At 67.1% G+C, this 16,299-nt stretch carries 16 protein-coding genes; 12 read left to right on the plus strand and 4 right to left on the minus strand.

The features are described 5' to 3' along the window. Positions 1-17: 17 nt before the first annotated feature. Positions 18-791 carry a nucleoside triphosphate pyrophosphohydrolase gene (gene mazG / locus ACFQ4G_RS06665; RefSeq protein WP_238208512.1) on the minus strand — a complete coding sequence of 258 codons (774 nt, stop codon included), beginning with the start codon at positions 789-791 and terminating at the stop codon, positions 18-20. A 703-nt stretch (positions 792-1,494) separates the two neighbouring features. On the opposite strand from mazG, the gene ACFQ4G_RS06670 reads away from it, so the two are divergent. Beyond that, on the plus strand, positions 1,495-2,598 hold the full coding sequence (locus tag ACFQ4G_RS06670) for a replication protein RepA (RefSeq protein WP_238208511.1): 1,104 nt from the start codon (positions 1,495-1,497) through the stop codon (positions 2,596-2,598). A 90-nt stretch (positions 2,599-2,688) separates the two neighbouring features. After that, positions 2,689-3,186, plus strand: a complete 498-nt coding sequence (locus ACFQ4G_RS06675) for a winged helix-turn-helix domain-containing protein (RefSeq protein ID WP_238208329.1) — start codon at positions 2,689-2,691, stop codon at positions 3,184-3,186. Positions 3,187-3,208: 22 nt separating this feature from the next. Here ACFQ4G_RS06675 and ACFQ4G_RS06680 read toward each other — a convergent pair whose 3' ends face one another. Next, on the minus strand, positions 3,209-3,901 hold the full coding sequence (locus ACFQ4G_RS06680; RefSeq protein ID WP_238208327.1) for a DJ-1/PfpI family protein: 693 nt from the start codon (positions 3,899-3,901) through the stop codon (positions 3,209-3,211). Positions 3,902-4,005: 104 nt separating this feature from the next. Here ACFQ4G_RS06680 and ACFQ4G_RS06685 point away from each other — a divergent pair, with 104 nt between their 5' ends. The 6 genes from ACFQ4G_RS06685 (at position 4,006) to ACFQ4G_RS06710 (ending at position 9,497) form a co-directional block, all read left to right on the plus strand. Further along, entirely contained in the window at positions 4,006-5,034 is a 1,029-nt protein-coding gene (locus ACFQ4G_RS06685; RefSeq protein WP_238208326.1) for a GlxA family transcriptional regulator, read from the plus strand. Between the two features lie 159 nt (positions 5,035-5,193). Beyond that, the gene (locus ACFQ4G_RS06690) at positions 5,194-6,927 is read left to right on the plus strand and encodes an ArnT family glycosyltransferase (protein WP_238208324.1); all 1,734 of its coding nucleotides are present in this window, start codon (positions 5,194-5,196) and stop codon (positions 6,925-6,927) included. Continuing rightward, positions 6,924-7,694 (plus strand): glycosyltransferase family 2 protein, encoded by a 771-nt coding sequence (locus ACFQ4G_RS06695; RefSeq protein ID WP_238208322.1) that lies wholly within the window; start codon positions 6,924-6,926, stop codon positions 7,692-7,694. The genes ACFQ4G_RS06690 and ACFQ4G_RS06695 overlap by 4 nt, the downstream gene beginning before the upstream one ends. A gap of 3 nt (positions 7,695-7,697) precedes the next feature. Beyond that, positions 7,698-8,039, plus strand: a complete 342-nt coding sequence (locus ACFQ4G_RS06700; protein ID WP_238208320.1) for a lipid-A-disaccharide synthase N-terminal domain-containing protein — start codon at positions 7,698-7,700, stop codon at positions 8,037-8,039. Positions 8,040-8,049: 10 nt separating this feature from the next. After that, positions 8,050-8,646: a pyridoxamine 5'-phosphate oxidase family protein gene (locus ACFQ4G_RS06705; RefSeq protein WP_238208510.1), complete on the plus strand. Its 597-nt coding sequence runs from the start codon at positions 8,050-8,052 to the stop codon at positions 8,644-8,646. Between the two features lie 98 nt (positions 8,647-8,744). Next, positions 8,745-9,497, plus strand: coding sequence for a DUF5131 family protein (locus ACFQ4G_RS06710; RefSeq protein WP_238208318.1), 753 nt, complete (start codon positions 8,745-8,747; stop codon positions 9,495-9,497). Here the strand turns inward: ACFQ4G_RS06710 and tcmP are convergent. Next, a complete protein-coding gene (tcmP, locus tag ACFQ4G_RS06715) occupies positions 9,449-10,372 on the minus strand; it encodes a three-Cys-motif partner protein TcmP (RefSeq protein WP_238208316.1) in 924 nt (307 codons plus the stop codon). The genes ACFQ4G_RS06710 and tcmP overlap by 49 nt on opposite strands. A gap of 77 nt (positions 10,373-10,449) precedes the next feature. Then, positions 10,450-11,637, minus strand: a complete 1,188-nt coding sequence (gene metC, locus ACFQ4G_RS06720) for a cystathionine beta-lyase (RefSeq protein WP_238208314.1) — start codon at positions 11,635-11,637, stop codon at positions 10,450-10,452. A gap of 278 nt (positions 11,638-11,915) precedes the next feature. Between metC and ACFQ4G_RS06725 the strand changes: the two genes are divergently transcribed. From ACFQ4G_RS06725 to ACFQ4G_RS06740, 4 genes are all read left to right on the plus strand, one after another. Next, positions 11,916-12,908, plus strand: a complete 993-nt coding sequence (locus ACFQ4G_RS06725) for an amino acid ABC transporter substrate-binding protein (protein ID WP_238208312.1) — start codon at positions 11,916-11,918, stop codon at positions 12,906-12,908. Between the two features lie 229 nt (positions 12,909-13,137). Next, positions 13,138-14,304: an amino acid ABC transporter permease gene (locus tag ACFQ4G_RS06730; protein ID WP_379039935.1), complete on the plus strand. Its 1,167-nt coding sequence runs from the start codon at positions 13,138-13,140 to the stop codon at positions 14,302-14,304. Between the two features lie 2 nt (positions 14,305-14,306). Then, positions 14,307-15,440, plus strand: coding sequence for an amino acid ABC transporter permease (locus ACFQ4G_RS06735; RefSeq protein WP_238208308.1), 1,134 nt, complete (start codon positions 14,307-14,309; stop codon positions 15,438-15,440). After that, complete coding sequence (locus ACFQ4G_RS06740; protein ID WP_238208306.1) at positions 15,437-16,198, plus strand: amino acid ABC transporter ATP-binding protein; 762 nt, start codon at positions 15,437-15,439, stop codon at positions 16,196-16,198. Before ACFQ4G_RS06735 ends, ACFQ4G_RS06740 begins: the two co-directional genes overlap by 4 nt. Positions 16,199-16,299: the final 101 nt, after the last annotated feature.

A 16,299-nucleotide genomic window follows, 5' to 3' on the forward strand; every position in this document is an offset into this window, starting at 1 on the left:
CGGGTGGGTGAGCGAGATCAGCCCTCAGAGCGCTTCACCCGCTGCCAGGCCGCCTCCATCGCGGGGAGGTCGGCCTCGGCGAGGCTTCCTCCATCCTCCCCGATCAAGGCCGCCATGGCGTGGAAGCGGCTTTCGAACTTGATATTCCCTTTTTTCAAAGAATATTCCGGATCTATTCCGGCATGGCGGGCGAGATTGACCACGGCGAAGAGCAGGTCTCCGATCTCCTCGGCGAGGTGGTCGTTGTCGTCGTGCCGGAGCGCGTCGGCCACTTCGTCGACCTCTTCGCGTATCTTGGCGATCACCGATTCCGCATCCGGCCAGTCGAAGCCGTGCCGCGCCGCGTTGCGGCTGATCTTCTCGGCCCGGGTGAGGGCGGGCAGGGTCTTGGCGACGGAGCCCAACAGGTCGGTCCCTCCCCCATCGGATCGCTCGGCGGCTTTCGACGCGGTCCAGCTGGCATCGAGCTCCGCGAGGCTCAGGCGGTCGGGCCCGTCGGGAAGCAGTGACCCATCCGCCGTGAAGACATGCGGATGCCGGCGGATCAGCTTCGCGCAGATCGCCCGGACCACGTCGTCGAAGGCGAAGCTGCCGGCTTCCCGGGCGACCTGTGCCTGGAACACCACCTGGAGCAGGAGATCGCCGAGCTCTCCCTTGAGCTCGGCGAGGTCGCCGCGCTCGATGGCGTCGACCACCTCGTAGGCTTCCTCCAGCGTGTAGGGCGCGAGGCTTTCCAGGGTCTGGGCCTGGTCCCAGGCGCAGCCTCGCTCGGGGTCGCGCAGGGCCGCCATCAGGCGGAGGAGGGTGTCGATGGGCGGTTCGGATGTCACGTGTTCACCAGTCTCGGGCGCACCAGTCTCGGGCGCAGGGATTCGATACGGAGGGCCTCGATACGAAGGGGTAGGGCAAGCCGTCCTCCGACCTCAAGGTCCCGGTGAACGAGCATGGCCTGTGCCGAACCTGTTGAGGAGCTGAGGAGAAATTCTATTAATTCCCAAAAATCGATCGAAATCCCGTGTCGTCCGCTAAAGCGAACGTGCCGGAACCCAGTAGGAAAGATATCAGTAACGTCTTTTTAGAGAGTCAGTTCAGCAAGTTATATGGGAGGGCGAATTCCCTTTTCATGATCGGGGTTTAGGCTGTGTTCGCGCATCGAACTCTGCGTGCCGGCGTATGAAACTCTGCGTGAGTCCGTAGCCGATTCTGCGCAGGATCCCGTCCCGACCGTATGGAATTCTGCGTCGATCCGTATGGAATTCTGCGGGAGAACGCTGCATGCCGGTGAAGTATGGGGACAGGTCGGAACGAGGCCCCGTATCGAACTCTGCGCGAGCCCGGTGGCCATGCCCGGACGAGCCATTGCGGCACCCGTCGATCGAGGGGCACGGCTTTGCGTGGATTCTCGGGATAAGCTCCGGGCCGGACGACTCCTGGCGCTCGAATCATGCGATGGCGGAGATCGGACTGTGAAGATTGCCGGTATCGATGACGTCCATGGGGATCGAGGAGAAGCTCGCCCAGATCCGTGACCCGGACCTCCTCGAGGAGGTCGAGGCCGGCCGCGGCAGCTTCCTGTTCGCAAGCATCGTCGAGCACATTCTTCATCGACAGCGCGCCCGCGATGCCGAGATCGCTGACCTGCGCCAGGCCGCCGACAAACGCGGCGCCATGCCCCGCGATCGGCGCCGGCGCGACATGGTCCGTGAGGTCATCGAGAACGAACCGACCCTGCCGGAGAACCTTCAGCACATCCACAGCGTCCTGGCCCTTTGCGGCCTACCCTATCGCGATCCCGGCGATGCCCGCGAGTTCTTCCGGGAATACGGCCGCAATTCTCTCAGCCTGCTCGCCGGCCGCCTGAAGAACCCGGTCAATGGCGAGATGGAATTCCAGGGCCTGCCCTACGGGCCCAAGGCCCGCCTCGTCCTGCTGCATCTCTGCACCGAGGCGGTGCGCCAGCGCAGCCCCACCATCACGGTGGCCGACAGCCTGTCCGGTTTCATGAAGGAGATGGGATTCGCCGTCACCGGCGGCGAGCGCGGTACGATCCGGCAGTTCAAGGAACAGCTCAACCGGCTCGCCGCCTGTACCCTGCAGATCGGCCTCTGGGACGGCAGCGACAAGGCCAGCACCCTCAATGTGCCGCCGTTCCGCCAGCTCGACCTCTGGCTCGCGCACGGGGCCGGCGAGGGCCAGGTCTGGTCGAAGACCGTCCAGTTCCACCAGGATTTCTACGACAATCTGATCCAGCACGCCCTGCCGGTGGACATCCGGGCCGCCCGCGCCTTCGCCGGCTCGGCCCGCAAGCTCGATCTCCTGTTCTGGCTCGGTTACCGCCTGCGCGTTCTGCAACGGCCGTTGCGCCTCACCTGGGCCAACCTGCACAGCCAGTTCGGCGCCGACAATGCCAGCATCCGCAGCTTCCGGCAGGCCTTCAAGGCCGATCTCGCCCATATGCAGGAGGTCTTCCCGAAACTGCCCGTCTCCCTCGACGAGGCCGGGATGACGTTGCAGCCCGCCCATCCGAGCGCCCTGCTGGTCCCACCCAGACTCGGCGGATCCAAGCCCGGCGCAGCGAAGCGGGCGCTGGCGAGCTGACTTCTGTTCCTATCGGTCGAATGGAATATTCCATTCTTTGGGTCGATCGGCTAGATATTCCGGAATGTGGAATATTCTAGGGATCGTCTCATGTTCCTGACGGAAGCCGAAGCCGAGCGGCGTCTCGCCGATCTCCATCGCGAACGGGCCCGGCTCGAACGGGCCATCGCGGATCTGGCGCTCTTCCTCGATATCGGTCGCCGGCATGTCGGCGGCGGATCGTCCGAGAGGCGTGACCCCTTGCGCGATCCTTTGCCCGAGCCGCGCGGATCGACGATCGAGGCTCGGTACGGCGATCCTGGATCGACAATGCCGCTGGAGGAATCCGGCACCGACCGATCGCTGGCGCGGCGCGAGGGCCGTCTCCTCATGGAAGCGGCGGCCGATATCCTCGGCGAGGCCGACCGCCCCCTCCACGCCGCCGAGATCCTGGACGGTCTGGCGCGGCGCGGTCTTTCCGTCCCGGGCATCGATCCGGTGGCCGCCCTCAACACCCGGCTGTGGAAGCGGTCGGGACCCGATGGCCCGTTCCAGCGCCTCGGCGACGCCGTCTACGCCCTGTCGTCCGGGCACGATTCCGACGAGTAGTGCCCGAAGAGGGGTGAGAGCGTCAGCCTCGCCCGGTGATCGCGGCGATGATCGTCTCGCGCTCCGCGCGGGAGGCGGCCAGTCTCAGGCGGGCGGCCGCCACCACCTCCGGCGGGGCGGTGTCCGGATGTCCCGCCGAGAAGGGCGGCGCCGGCGCGTATTCGAGGGCGAGCTGGATCGTCTCCGCCTCCATCCGGCCCGCCAGTTCCGCCACCGCCGCGAGGGCGAAATCAAGCCCCGCCGTGACGCCTCCGCCGGTGATGATCCGGCCGTCGCGCACGATGCGGGCATCGACGGGAATCGCCCCGAAGGCCGAGAGCAGGTCGAGGGCGCCCCAATGGGTCGTCGCTCGCTTGGCCTTCAGCAGGCCGGCCGCGCCGAGGACCAGCGCGCCGGTACAGACCGAGGTGACGAGGATCGGCCGCTCCGCCTGTGCCCGGATGAAATCGAGCACGACCGCGTTCGTCATCAAGGCGTTCACGCCGATCCCGCCCGGAACGCAGAGGAGGTCGAGGCCGGGGCAGCTCGCCAGATCCGTCGTCGGCGTCAGCGGCAACCCGGTGGAGCTGGTGACGGTCGCGCGGTCGAGCCCGACGAGGTGGACGCGGGCGCCCGGCAGCGAGGCGAAGACCTCGTAGGGCGCGGTGAGGTCGAGCTGCTGCACCCCCTCGAAGACGAGGAGGCCGATCTCGAAGCGGGTCTCGGTCTGCGGCATGGCATTCGTCTCCACGAGAGGTGCGACATCGATCGGGATTTTGGATCGGGGTTCGGGTCGCGACTGGACAGCGCCGAGGATAAGGGCACAGGCTCGCGGCCGACATGCCGCAAAACCCTCGCATCCTGCCAAAATCCCGGCTGCCGGATTCGACGCTTCCGGAATCGCCCCTCGACGTGGCGATCCTGGCCTATCCGGGCGTCCAGCTCCTCGATGTCGCCGGTCCGCTCCAGGTCTTCGCCACTGCCAACGATCTCTCCACCGATGCCGACCTGCCGCCTCCCTATCGCGTGCGGGTGGTCGCCGAGCGGGCTGGTCCCGTCGCCACCTCCTCGGGCCTGGTCCTGGCGGCCGAGGCTGCGATCGCGGACCCCGCGCCCATCGACACGCTGATCGTCGCCGGCGGGCGCGGGGTCCATGCCCAGCTCGACGATCCGGCTCTTCTGTCCTGGCTCGAAGGCCGGGCCGCCCGTTGCCGCCGCACCGCCTCGGTCTGCACCGGGGCCTTCCTCCTCGGAGCCGCGGGGCTCCTCGACGGGCGCCGCGTCGCCACCCACTGGACCCGCTGCGACGAGCTGCGTGCGCGCTACCCGAAGGCCCTGGTCGAGGCCGACCCGATCTTCATCAACGACGGCCCGCTCTGGACATCGGCCGGGGTCACCGCCGGCATCGATCTCGCCCTCGCCCTGGTGGAGGCCGACCTCGGCCGGGCGCTGTCCCTGGCGGTGGCCCGCCACCTCGTCGTGTTCCTGAAGCGCCCCGGCGGTCAGGCCCAGTTCAGCGCCGCCCTGGCGCTGCAGGGCGGCGACGACCGCTTCGGCCGCCTCCATGCCTGGGTGGCCGAGAACCTCCGCGCCGATCTCACCGTGCCCGCCCTCGCGGAACGGACCGGCATGAGTCCCCGCAGCTTCGCCCGGCATTACCGCGCCGAGACGGGCCGCGGGCCGGCCGCGGCGATCGAGACGATCCGTTTCGAGGCCGCCCGCCGGCTCCTCGAAGAGACCGACCTGCCGGGCAAGCGCATCGCCGAGCGCTGCGGCTTCGGCGCGGAGGAGACCCTGCGCCGGGTCTTCCTGCGCCGGATCGCGACGACGCCCGGCGAGTATCGCCGTCGTTTCGCTGCTTTTGCGTGATCCTGGCAGCGCCTTCCGGTACGGGCGAATTTGACTTTCCCGCCCGCATCATCGACACCGCCGCCGGTCGCGGCATCGACCGATCGTCAGGGGCTGCATGCCGGCCCGGAGCCGCCTCATGTCCGCCCCAACGCGTCCTGTCCCAACTCGGCCCGTGCCATGAGAACCGCCGATGCCGGACATGCCGTGCCGCGGGGCGATCCCGCGAGCCTCCTCGACGGGCTGATCGCGGCGGCAGGCGCGAGCCATGCCCGCGCCTGCGCCCTGCTCCTCGCCCTCTGCCTCGTCTGCTTCCTGCCGGGCTTCGTCTCGCTCCAGCCGATGGACCGCGACGAGCCGCGCTTCGCCCAGGCCTCGAAACAGATGATCGAGACCGGCGACCTGGTCGACATCCGCTTCCAGGGCGAGGCCCGGCACAAGAAGCCCGTGGGGATATACTGGGCGCAGAGCGCGGTGGTGAAGGGGGCCGAGGCCCTCGGATTCGACCAAGCCCGCAGCACGATCGCCGTCTACCGGGTGCCCTCGCTCGTCGGTGCGGTGCTCGCCAGCCTGTTCACCTATTGGGCGGCTCTCGCCTTCCTCCCGCGCCGGGGCGCGCTCCTTGCCGCCGCCCTGTTCTCCGCCTGCATCATGATCTCGGCGGAAGCGCGCCTCGCCAAGACCGACGCTCTCCTCACCGCCTGCTCCGTCGCCGCGATGGGGGCGCTGGCGCGGGTCTGGCTCGGACGGATATCGCCCGGCAGGGCGCGGGGCCGGCCCGATCTCACGACTCTTTTGGTGTTCTGGCTGGCCATGGCGATCGGCATCCTGGTGAAGGGTCCGATGGTGCCGCTCTTCGTGGGCCTCGCCGCCGTCGCCCTGTCGGTCAAGCAGCGGTCCGGCCTCTGGCTCATGGACCTGCGTCCCGGCTTTGGCCTCGTCCTGACCTTGGTCATCGTCGCCCCCTGGTTCGTCGCCATCGCCTGGAAGAGCGGCGGCGCCTTCTTCGGCGAGGCGGTGGGCCACGACATGCTGGGCAAGGTGGGGGGAGCGGCCGAGAAGCACGGCGCGCCGCCCGGCACCTATCTGGTGGTGTTCTTCGCTACCTTCTGGCCCGGCGCTGCCTTCGCGGCACTCGCTGCCCCCTTCGCCTTCGCCAATCGGCGCGACGACGCCACCGCCTTCCTCATCGCCTGGATCGTGCCCGCCTGGCTGCTGCTCGAGGCAGTGCCGACGAAGCTGCCGCATTACGTCCTGCCGCTGATGCCGGCGGTGGCGATCCTCACCCTCCTCGCCCTGGCGCGCGGCGCCCTCGATCCCGACAGGTGGGGCGCGAAGGCCATGGCGGCCCTGATGGTGGTGATCCCGGTCGGGCTCACCATCGGCCTCGTCACCATCGCCTGGACCTTCGACCACGTGGTTCCCCTGGCCGGATTGCCGCTGTTGCTGGCCTCGTGCGCCGCCGCGATCCTCGCCTGGATCCTGTTCGCGCGGCGCCTGCCCGAGCGGGCTCTCGCCTGCGCCATCCTCGCCTCCGCCCTGCTCTCGCCAGCGGTGTTCGGCCTGACCCAGCCGGTCCTGGCGGCCCTGAAGGTCTCGCCGCGCCTCGCCGCCATCCGTGACGGACTGCCCTGTACCGATCCGAAGGTGGCGAGCCTCGGCTACCGGGAGCCGAGCCTCGTCTTCCTCATCGGGACCGATCTCGCCATGCTGAACACCGGCGCCGAGGCGAAGGAGTTCCTGGCCCGGGGTGGCTGCCGCCTCGTCTTCGTCACCGATCCGTTCCTCGCCGGGTTCCTGGCCGAGGTCCCGTCGGCCGGTGGCGATCGTGCCGCTCCGGTCGGCCGGGTCTCCGGCTTCAACATCAACAGCGGCCGGCGGATCGACCTCTCGGCCTATGCGGTGACCCCGTGACCCAGACCGATCCAGCCCTGTCCCCGCGCCTGTCCATCGTCGTCCCGGTGAAGAACGAGGCCGGCAATGTCGAGAGCCTCGTCACCGAGATCGAGCGCGCCTGTTCGGGCCTGAGCCCGTTCGAGGTGATCTACGTGGATGACGGTTCCACCGATGCCACCGGCGCGGTCCTCGCCGATCTGCGCCGCACGCGCCCCTGGCTGCGGGTGGTCCGCCATGCCCGCAGCGGCGGTCAGTCGGCCGCGATCCGCTCGGGCGTCGCCGTGGCGCGGGGCGCCATCGTCGCCACCCTCGACGGCGACGGCCAGAACGATCCCGCCTTCATCCCCGCTCTGGTGGCGGCCCTGGAGGAGGGCGGCCGGGGCACCGGCCTCGCCCAGGGCCAGCGCGTCGGCCGCAAGGACGGGCGCCTGAAGACGATGCAGTCGCGCATCGCCAACGGCGTGCGCGGTCGCATCCTCAAGGATTCCACCCGCGATACCGGCTGCGGCATGAAGGTGTTCCGCCGCGAGGTCTACCGGGCGCTGCCCTATTTCGATGCGCTCCACCGCTTCATGCCGGCGCTCGTCGCCCGCGAGGGCTACCGCGTGGTCCATGCCGACGTGGTCGACCGGCCGCGCTTCACCGGGCGCTCCAATTACGGCCTGTTCGACCGGCTCTGGGTCGGTCTCCTCGACCTCGCCGGCGTGTGGTGGCTGATCCGCCGCAAGCGGCCTTCGCCCGAGGCGGTGGAGATCGCGCCGGTCACCACGGGCGGGGAGGCCTGACCCATGCTGATGCATCTCTCGGAGGATCTCCGCGGCTACGCCTACGACATCTTCGTCACCAAGTTCGATGCCTGGCTCGTCTTCGGCATCCTGGCGCAGGTGGTGTTCGGCGCCCGCTTCGTCTTCCAATGGCTCGCCAGCGAGAAAGCCGGCCGCAGCGTCATGCCGCTGTCGTTCTGGTTCCTCTCCATCGCCGGAGGGCTGATGACCCTGGTCTACGGGCTGGTGCGGCGCGAGCCGGTCATCATCTTCGGCCAGCTCCTCTCTACCGGCATCTATCTCCGCAACGTCGCGCTGATCCTCAAGGAGAGGCGCCGCAAGCCCGGAGCGGACGCGGCGTCGTGATCCCGTGTCCGTGACCCCGCTGCCGGATTTCTACGACGACATCGAGGCCAGCCTCGCCCATCTCTGGCGGCTCCTCGAGGAAGGGCCGCGCCTCCGCCGCAACGCCTTCCACATGCCGGCCCTCGCGACCGTGGACGAGACGGGCGCGCCGCAGCTGCGCACCATCGTCCTGCGCGAGGCGGAGGCCGTGGCGGGAACCCTGCGCTTTCATTGCGACCGACGCTCGCGCAAGGCCGCCGAGATCGCCGCCACCGGCCGGGCGGCCCTGCACGGCTACGATTCGGCGAGCAAGGTCCAGATCCGGATCTCCGGCACGGCGATGCTGCATACCGACGACGCCCTGGCGGACGAGGCCTGGGCCGGATCGCTGGTCATGAGCCGGGTCTGCTACGGCGTGGCCCCTGGGCCGGGGGTCGAGCTCGCCTCGGGCGACGCCTATTCCCTGCCTGAGACCGACGCGGCCATCGCCCTGGGCCGGCCGAATTTCTGCGCCGTGGTGGTGACGGCGACCCGGCTCGAATTCCTGTTCCTCGACCGGCGCGGGCATCGCCGCGCCGCGTGGACTCGCGAAGGGGCAGGGTGGACGGGGACGTGGCTGGCGCCGTGAATGCATGCATTAGTAATCAGCGCAACCTGAAGAGGAGTCCCACTTGTGTTGTCGATTCGTTCACGCTCTAAAGCAGCCTTACCGTGGAGAACGGAGCCATGGCTGAAACAAAAATCGAGTGGACCGACGCGACTTGGAACCCAGTGGTGGGGTGCACCATCGTCAGCTCAGGCTGCACAAATTGCTATGCAATGCGAATGGCATCTCGCCTTGAAGCCATGGGTATCGAGAAATATGATGGGCTGACACGTAAGAGTGGCGGTCGTGCGGTCTGGACTGGCCAGATTCGATGTGACGAGAAGGCGCTTGATGCCCCACTGCATTGGCGGGGCAAGCGTCTCGTATTCGTAAATTCAATGAGCGATCTTTTTCACGAAGATGTCCCAATCGCTTTTATTAAGCGTGTATGGTCCGTGATGGCTCAGACGCCACAGCATACGTTTCAAATCCTTACGAAAAGACCAAAGCGTATGGCAGAGGTCGTTAGTATAAATGAAATACCTGTTCTTCCAAATGTTTGGCTTGGAACAAGTGTCGAATCTATAGATGTTCTGAGCCGTCTCGATGATTTGAGAAGAGCCCCCGCTGCAATTCGCTTCGTTTCCTTTGAGCCACTTCTGACGTCAGTCCGCGATGCTGATCTAACAAAGATTGATTGGGCCATCGTTGGTGGAGAAAGTGGCCCAAAGTCGCGAGCTATCGAAGAAACATGGGTCGAGGAGATTGAGGTGCTGTGTCGGGTTAGCGACGCCGCGTTTTTCTTCAAGCAATGGGGTGGACCAAACAAACGCAAAAGCGGTCGTTATTTCCGCGGACGAACTTGGGATGAAATGCCTGTTCTTAGAATGTGATCAGCGCCTTTGAGGGCCAAACCGATTGCTTTTGGATCTGAGTTCGATAGAGCAAAAAACAGAGAATATAGTGGGGATCCATTATCAGTCTTTAGCGTGAGTGGGTCTCTAACTATAGGAAAGACAAGAGATAGTCTTTTTTTAATATATCCTTCGATAGTCTTTATGTCTGCCGATCGGTGCTTTGCTGTTAGATGTCCAAAGAGATCATCTGTGACTGGATAATTATAAAACTCGTTTTCCCATTCATCTGTGCCCAATATACGAGTTATGGCTGCGCGTTTGTAAGGAGCTAATTTGCCGCCGTCACGTGAGGCTTGCCGGCAGACACCGCTAATGGGGAATAGGTACCAAACGTCAATTGCCTTTGTTGCTGCTATGGCTTCAAGAGTCGAAAATGCCAAGTTCATCCCGTAAGGATCGAGGAATAGAACAGCTCTTATGCCCCGACCCGGAGCATTTGGCCCGCGCCACGGAATCGTCCGGCATAACTCGACAATTGCCTCATTTGCATCGCCTTGTAATAGATCCACTTGGACTGTAGGATAGTGAGAGCAAAGCTTCTTTAACTCCTCAAAGCGTTTTGCATGACGTTCAATCAAAGCAATTCGGTTGAACGGTGGATTGGTTTCGAGTGCAATACGTGCCGATCCTGGTGCATGAACCCGTTCGGAACGGTTCTCGATTCCAAAAAGCGGCTCTTCTTGTGCAATAATTCTTTCTATCAGTCGGTTTCCGCTACCAGCAAAACCGTCAATGTATAGCAGTTGAAAGTTCTGCGCTCGTAGGGCTGTCGTGAAGAAAGTGAGATACTGGCTTAAGATATCGAGCTTCCGATCTGTCCACCGTCCGCCAAATCGATGCTCGACTGTCATAGGCCTGTTGGTCCAAATTGCTCATACCAATAGACACGCACAGGTTGCCTTCCTATGGCAATCGAAATGTGTTTCGACTACAGCGCCGCGCGCAACCGTGCGAACCCCGCATCGAGATCGGCCTGCAGGTCCGAGACCTCCTCGAGCCCGATATGGAAGCGAAGGCCCGGTCCGCCCGGCTCCCAGCGGGTGGCGGTGCGGTAGGTCCGGCAGTCGAACGGGATGACGAGGCTCTCGAAGCCGCCCCAGGAAAAGCCCATCCCGAACAGTTCGAGCCCGTCGAGCATCGCCGCCACGGCTTTGGCCGGCGCCGGCTTCAGCACCACGCCGAACAGGCCGGACGACCCCGAAAAGTCGCGCTTCCAGATGGCGTGGCCGGGATCCTCCGGCAGGGCCGGGTGGAGCACCCGCAGCACCTCCGGCCGGTTCTGGAGCCAGCGCGCCATGGCGAGGCCCTGGCGCTCGTGCTCGCGCAGGCGCAGATTCATGGTGCGCAGGCCGCGCAGTGCCAGGAACGCGTCCTCCGGCCCGGCGCACATGGCGAAATGCTCGAAGGTGCGGTGGAGCGCCGGCCAGTATCGTTCGTTGGCCGAGGTGAGGCCGAGCAGCAGGTCCGAGCCGCCGCTGAGATACTTGGTGCCCGCCTCCACGGCGATGTCGACGCCCCGTTCGTGCGGTGGGAAGAACAGCGGCGTCGCCCAGGTATTGTCCATGATCACCGCGGCGCCGCGCGCATGGGCGACCTCCGCGATCGCCGGCACGTCCTGCATCTCGAAGCTCTGCGAGCCCGGCGCCTCCACCAGAACGGCCTTGGTGTTCTCGCGCATCAGCTCGCCGATGCCGGCGCCGACGAGGGGATCGTAATAGGTCACCTCCACCCCGAAGCGCTTGAGCACCCCGTCGCAGAAGATGCGGGTGGGGCGGTAGGCGCTGTCGGTGACGAGGAGATGGTCGCCGGCGCTCACCACGCTCATCAGGGCGACGGTGAGGGCGGCGAGGCCCGAGGGGGTGAGCACGGTGCCCCTGGCGCCCGCGAGCTCGCTCCAGGCCTGGGTCAGCGAATCCATCGTCGGCGAGCCGCTGGTGCCGTAATCGTAGCGCCCGCGCCGGTGCTGCAGGTCGTCATAGGTCGGGAACAGCACCGTCGAGCCGCGATAGATCGGCGTGTTGACGAATCCATGCTGGGCGGAGGGATCGCGCCCGGCATGGACGAGGCGGGTGGCCGGACCGAAGCGGGCGGGATCGCGGGGAGGGGTGTTCGACATGGAAACCGGTATGGGGAGAGGGCGTTTGCACCGCAACCTCAGCCCGGTGGGTGCGGTGGCGTCAAGCCGGAGGGCCCTTGACCGAGCCCGCCGATCCTCTGCAATGCGCAGGCATGACCAAAGGACTTCCGGCATCCTCGACGCCAAATCCGACCCGCTCACCTCGTCCTGAGGTGACGCCGCGTAGCGGCGGCCTCGAAGGAGCCTTCCAGATCGCTCGATGCTGGCTGGAGGGCTCCTTCGAGGCTGCTTCGCAGCACCTCAGGATGAGGGTTTGGATGGGATGCGTGGTGCTTCTGTTCGCCACCCCCGCCTTCGCCCAGGCCACCCTCGCCCAGGTGAAGGCCCGCGGGCATCTCGTCTGCGGCGTCAGCGGCGGCGTCGCCGGGTTCAGCATTCCCGACAGCCAGGGCCAGTGGCGCGGGCTCGACGTGGATTTCTGCCGGGCGCTGGCCGCGGCGATCTTCGACGATCCCGCCAAGGTGCGGTTCATCCCGCAATCCTCGGCCGCGCGCTTCACCGCCCTGCAATCGGGCGAGATCGATGTCCTGTCGCGCAACACCACCTGGACCCTGTCGCGCGACACGGCGGCCATGAACTTTCCCGTCATCACCTTCTATGACGGGCAGGGGTTCCTGGTGCGCAAGGCGCTGAACGTCGCGTCGGTGAAGCAGCTCGACCGGGCGACGATCTGCCTGCAGCAGGGCACGACAACGGAGCTCAACCTCGCCGACTGGTTCCGCACGCGGGGGCTGACCTACCAGGTGGTCACCTTCGCCAATAGCGAGCAGACGCTGGGCGCCTACGAATCCGGCCGCTGCGATGCCTATTCCACCGACAAGTCCTCCCTCTACGGCGAGCGCCTGAAGACGGCGCATCCCGACGAGCACGTCATCCTCGACGAGGCGATCTCGAAGGAGCCCTTCGCGCCGGGCGTGCGCCAGGGCGACGACCCCTGGCGCGACCTCGTCGCCTGGACCCATTACGCCATGATCGATGCCGAGGAGGCGGGAATCTCCCAGGCCAATGTCGAGGAGATGCGCAGATCGGCGCTCAGCCCCGACGTGAAGCGCATCCTCGGGCTGGAGGGCAAGTACGGCGAGGGTCTCGGCCTCACCACCGACTGGGCCTACCGGATCGTCCGCCATGTGGGCAATTACGGCGATTCCTTCGAGCGCAACGTGGGGGCGGGGACGCCCCTGAAGATCCCGCGCGGCCTCAACGCCCTCTGGAACCAGGGCGGCCTGCAATACGGGCCACCGATCCGGTGAGGGGGCTTGCGCGACGGACGGACCATCTCCGCAGGTCTGTCCCCACCTCACCCTGCGGCAACCGGATTTCCGCATCCCGCAGGAGGCGCGGGTCTCCTCTCCCTCCAGGAGAGGGAGCTTGCCGCGCCCCGGCTCGACGTCTCGTGTGTCGAGAGAGCCGCTTTCGATCCGAGGCCGGAATCCGGCAGGTCCGCATAGGGGAGAGGGGTCGCGCGCGGAGGATTCCGTCATGACTGAACCGCGCCGTGCCATCGGTCTTCGCGCCGTCGCGCTTCAAACCCTTCTCGTCCTCGCCGTCGCCGTTCTCGTCTACGGCGCCGCCACCAACGCCGCGCAGAAGCTCGCGAAACAGGGCATCGTCGCCGGGTTCGGCTTCCTGTCGCGCAATGCCGGGTTCGACATCAGCCAGCGGCTGATCCCCTACGCGGCGGCGACCTCGACCTATCTCGACGCGTTTCTCGTCGGCCTCTTCAACACGCTGCTCGCCGCCGCGCTCGGCATCGTCCTCGCCACGCTGATCGGCTTTGCCGTCGGCATCGCCCGGCTGTCGCCGAACCTCCTCGCGCGGGGGCTGGCCTCCGCCTATGTCGAGGCGATCCGCAACGTGCCGCTGCTGCTGCAGCTCCTCGTCTGGTACGTGGCCGTGCGGGTGGCGCTGCCCCCGGCCGAGGCGCCGGCGAGCCTCGGCGGCGCGGCCTTCGTCTCGCAGCGCGGCCTCGTCCTGCCGCGGCCGGATTTTTCGGGCGCCGCCTGGCTGGTGCCGCTCGCCTTCATCGCCGGCATCGTCGCCGCCGGGATGGTGAGACGGCGGGCGCGCATCGCCGCGGAGACCGGGCGGCCCCCGGTCCGGGTCTGGCTGCCGGGGCTCGTCCTCGTCCTGCTGCTGCCGGGCCTCGCCTGGATCGGGCTGGGGCTTGCCGGCCATCCGGTCGCGCTCCACTGGCCGGCGCGCGGCCCCTACGACGTCGAGGGCGGCCTGCCGATCCTACCGGAATTCGCCGCCCTGGTGATGGGGCTCTCCACCTACACCGCCGCCTTCATCGCCGAGATCGTCCGGGCCGGCCTGTCGAGCGTCGCGCGCGGGCAGGGGGAGGCGGCCTCCGCCCTGGGCCTGAGCCGGGGCCAGGCCCTGCGCCTCGTGGTGATCCCCCAGGCCCTGCGGGCGATCGTGCCGCCGCTCACCAGCCAGTATCTCAACGTCACCAAGAACTCGTCGCTCGCCGTGCTGATCGGCTATCCCGACCTCGTCCACGTCTTCATGGGCACCGTGCTCAACCAGACCAACCAGGCGGTGGAGGTGGTGGCGATCACCATGGCGGTCTACCTCGCGCTGAGCCTCGCCACGGCCTTCCTGATGAATCTCTACAATCGCCGCGTGACCATGGTGGAGCGCTGACGATGGCGGACTATCTGCGTTCCGATCTTGTCGCACCGCGCGCGCCGCCCGCCGCCGTGGGCGGCCCCCTCGGCTGGCTGCGCCGCAACCTATTCTCGAGCCTCGGCAACACCGTCACCACGCTCCTGATCCTCGGCTTCCTCGCCTGGGCGCTCCCCGCCGCGATCCGCTTCCTCGTCATCGACGCGGTCTGGACCGGCGCGTCGGGCGACGCATGCCGGCCGGACGTGGCGGGGCGGCCGGTGGGGGCCTGCTGGGCCTTCATCGCCGACAAGATCAACTACCTCGCCTACGGCTCCTACCCCGCGCCCGAGCGCTGGCGCCCGAACCTCGCCTTCGCCCTGCTGGCCCTCGCCGCCGGCTGGATGCTGTGGCTCGAGGCGCCCCGGCGCGATCTCGGCGCGATCTTCGCCTTCCTGGCCTTCCCGGTCTCGGCCTATCTGCTGCTCTCAGGCGCGCCGTCGCTGGGGCTGGCTCCGGTGGCGACGGGTCTGTGGGGCGGCTTCCTCGTCACCATCGTGGTGGCGGTCGTGGGAATCGTCGTCTCCCTGCCGCTCGGCATCCTGCTGGCGCTGGGGCGCCGCTCGACCATGCCGGTGGTGCGGGTGCTGTCCACCGCCTTCATCGAGTTCTGGCGCGGGGTGCCGCTGATCACGGTGCTGTTCATGGCCAACGTGATGCTGCCGCTGTTCCTGCCCGGCGACATCACCGTGGACCGGCTGCTGCGGCCGCTGGTCGGCATCGCCCTCTTCGCCTCCGCCTACATGGCGGAGGTGGTGCGCGGCGGGCTGCAGACCGTGCCGAAGGGCCAAGCCGAGGCGGCGGCGGCGCTCGGCCTCGGCCACGCCCAGAGCCTGCGCCTCGTCGTGCTGCCCCAGGCGCTCAAGGTGGCGCTCCCCGGCATCGTCAACACCATCATCGGCCTGTTCAAGGACACGACCCTGGTCTCCATCGTCGGCATCAGCGATTTCATCCGCGTGCTGGAAGCCTCCCGCGCCGATCCGCGCTGGTCGGCCCCCACCATCCCGGCCACCGCCTACGCCTTCGCGGCCCTGGTCTATTTCAGCGTGTGCTTCGGCATGGCCCGCTATGCCGGGTTCATCGAACGCCGCCTCGCGGCGGGGGACAGGCGATGAGAGGGGAAGCCTTGGACACACCGCAGACAGGTCCCGCCGTCGCCCTTTCCGGGGTCAACAAGTGGTTCGGCGCCCACCACGTCCTGCGCGACGTCGACCTTACGGTGGCGAAGGCGGAGAAGATCGTGATCTGCGGCCCCTCGGGCTCGGGCAAGTCGACCCTGATCCGCTGCGTCAACGGCCTTGAGGCGCATCAGGCCGGCACGATCCAGGTCGACGGGATCGCGCTCACCGGGGTGCCGGCCAGCGTGGACGCCGTGCGCCGCGAGGTCGGCATGGTGTTCCAGCACTTCAACCTGTTCGCCCATCTCACCGTGCTGGAGAATTGCACGCTGGCCCCGATCCACGTGAAGCGCATGGGACGGGCGGCGGCCGAGGAGCTGGCGATGGGCTATCTCGACCGCGTCCGCATTCCGCAACTGGCGGGCAAGTTTCCCGGCCAGCTCTCGGGCGGGCAGCAGCAGCGGGTGGCGATCGCGCGTGCCCTCTGCATGAGCCCGAAGGTGATGCTGTTCGACGAGCCGACCTCGGCCCTCGATCCGGAAATGGTCAAGGAGGTGCTCGACACCATGGCGGAGCTCGCACGCGGCGGCATGACCATGCTCTGCGTCACCCACGAGATGGGCTTTGCCCGCGAGGTCGCCGACCGCGTGGTCTTCATGGACGAGGGCCAGATCATCGAGACGGCCCCGCCGGCCGCGTTCTTCGACAGCCCCCGGCACCCCCGCACCCAGGCCTTCCTCAGCCAGATCCTGTGAGATCCGCTCCCCGCGACGGGGCGAAGGGACGGGCGAAGGGTCAGAAAATGGCACGGTCCGGCCGGCGGGCGATGCTCGGGTTCGTTAACGGCCTTGGTTTA

The sequence above is a fragment of the Methylobacterium marchantiae genome, assembly GCF_042679825.1.
GTDB lineage: Bacteria > Pseudomonadota > Alphaproteobacteria > Rhizobiales > Beijerinckiaceae > Methylobacterium > Methylobacterium marchantiae.

What these genes read in the sequence shown, in the direction of transcription:
- mazG (WP_238208512.1), bottom strand. Translation starts at nt 791, where the DNA reads ATGGCGGCCCTGCGCGACCCCGAGCGAGGCTGCGCCTGGGACCAGGCC.
- ACFQ4G_RS06670 (WP_238208511.1), top strand. Translation starts at nt 1,495, where the DNA reads ATGGGGATCGAGGAGAAGCTCGCCCAGATCCGTGACCCGGACCTCCTC.
- ACFQ4G_RS06675 (WP_238208329.1), top strand. Translation starts at nt 2,689, where the DNA reads ATGTTCCTGACGGAAGCCGAAGCCGAGCGGCGTCTCGCCGATCTCCAT.
- ACFQ4G_RS06680 (WP_238208327.1), bottom strand. Translation starts at nt 3,901, where the DNA reads ATGCCGCAGACCGAGACCCGCTTCGAGATCGGCCTCCTCGTCTTCGAG.
- ACFQ4G_RS06685 (WP_238208326.1), top strand. Translation starts at nt 4,006, where the DNA reads ATGCCGCAAAACCCTCGCATCCTGCCAAAATCCCGGCTGCCGGATTCG.
- ACFQ4G_RS06690 (WP_238208324.1), top strand. Translation starts at nt 5,194, where the DNA reads ATGAGAACCGCCGATGCCGGACATGCCGTGCCGCGGGGCGATCCCGCG.
- ACFQ4G_RS06700 (WP_238208320.1), top strand. Translation starts at nt 7,698, where the DNA reads ATGCTGATGCATCTCTCGGAGGATCTCCGCGGCTACGCCTACGACATC.
- ACFQ4G_RS06710 (WP_238208318.1), top strand. Translation starts at nt 8,745, where the DNA reads ATGGCTGAAACAAAAATCGAGTGGACCGACGCGACTTGGAACCCAGTG.
- tcmP (WP_238208316.1), bottom strand. Translation starts at nt 10,372, where the DNA reads ATGACAGTCGAGCATCGATTTGGCGGACGGTGGACAGATCGGAAGCTC.
- metC (WP_238208314.1), bottom strand. Translation starts at nt 11,637, where the DNA reads ATGTCGAACACCCCTCCCCGCGATCCCGCCCGCTTCGGTCCGGCCACC.
- ACFQ4G_RS06725 (WP_238208312.1), top strand. Translation starts at nt 11,916, where the DNA reads ATGGGATGCGTGGTGCTTCTGTTCGCCACCCCCGCCTTCGCCCAGGCC.
- ACFQ4G_RS06730 (WP_379039935.1), top strand. Translation starts at nt 13,138, where the DNA reads ATGACTGAACCGCGCCGTGCCATCGGTCTTCGCGCCGTCGCGCTTCAA.
- ACFQ4G_RS06735 (WP_238208308.1), top strand. Translation starts at nt 14,307, where the DNA reads ATGGCGGACTATCTGCGTTCCGATCTTGTCGCACCGCGCGCGCCGCCC.
- ACFQ4G_RS06740 (WP_238208306.1), top strand. Translation starts at nt 15,437, where the DNA reads ATGAGAGGGGAAGCCTTGGACACACCGCAGACAGGTCCCGCCGTCGCC.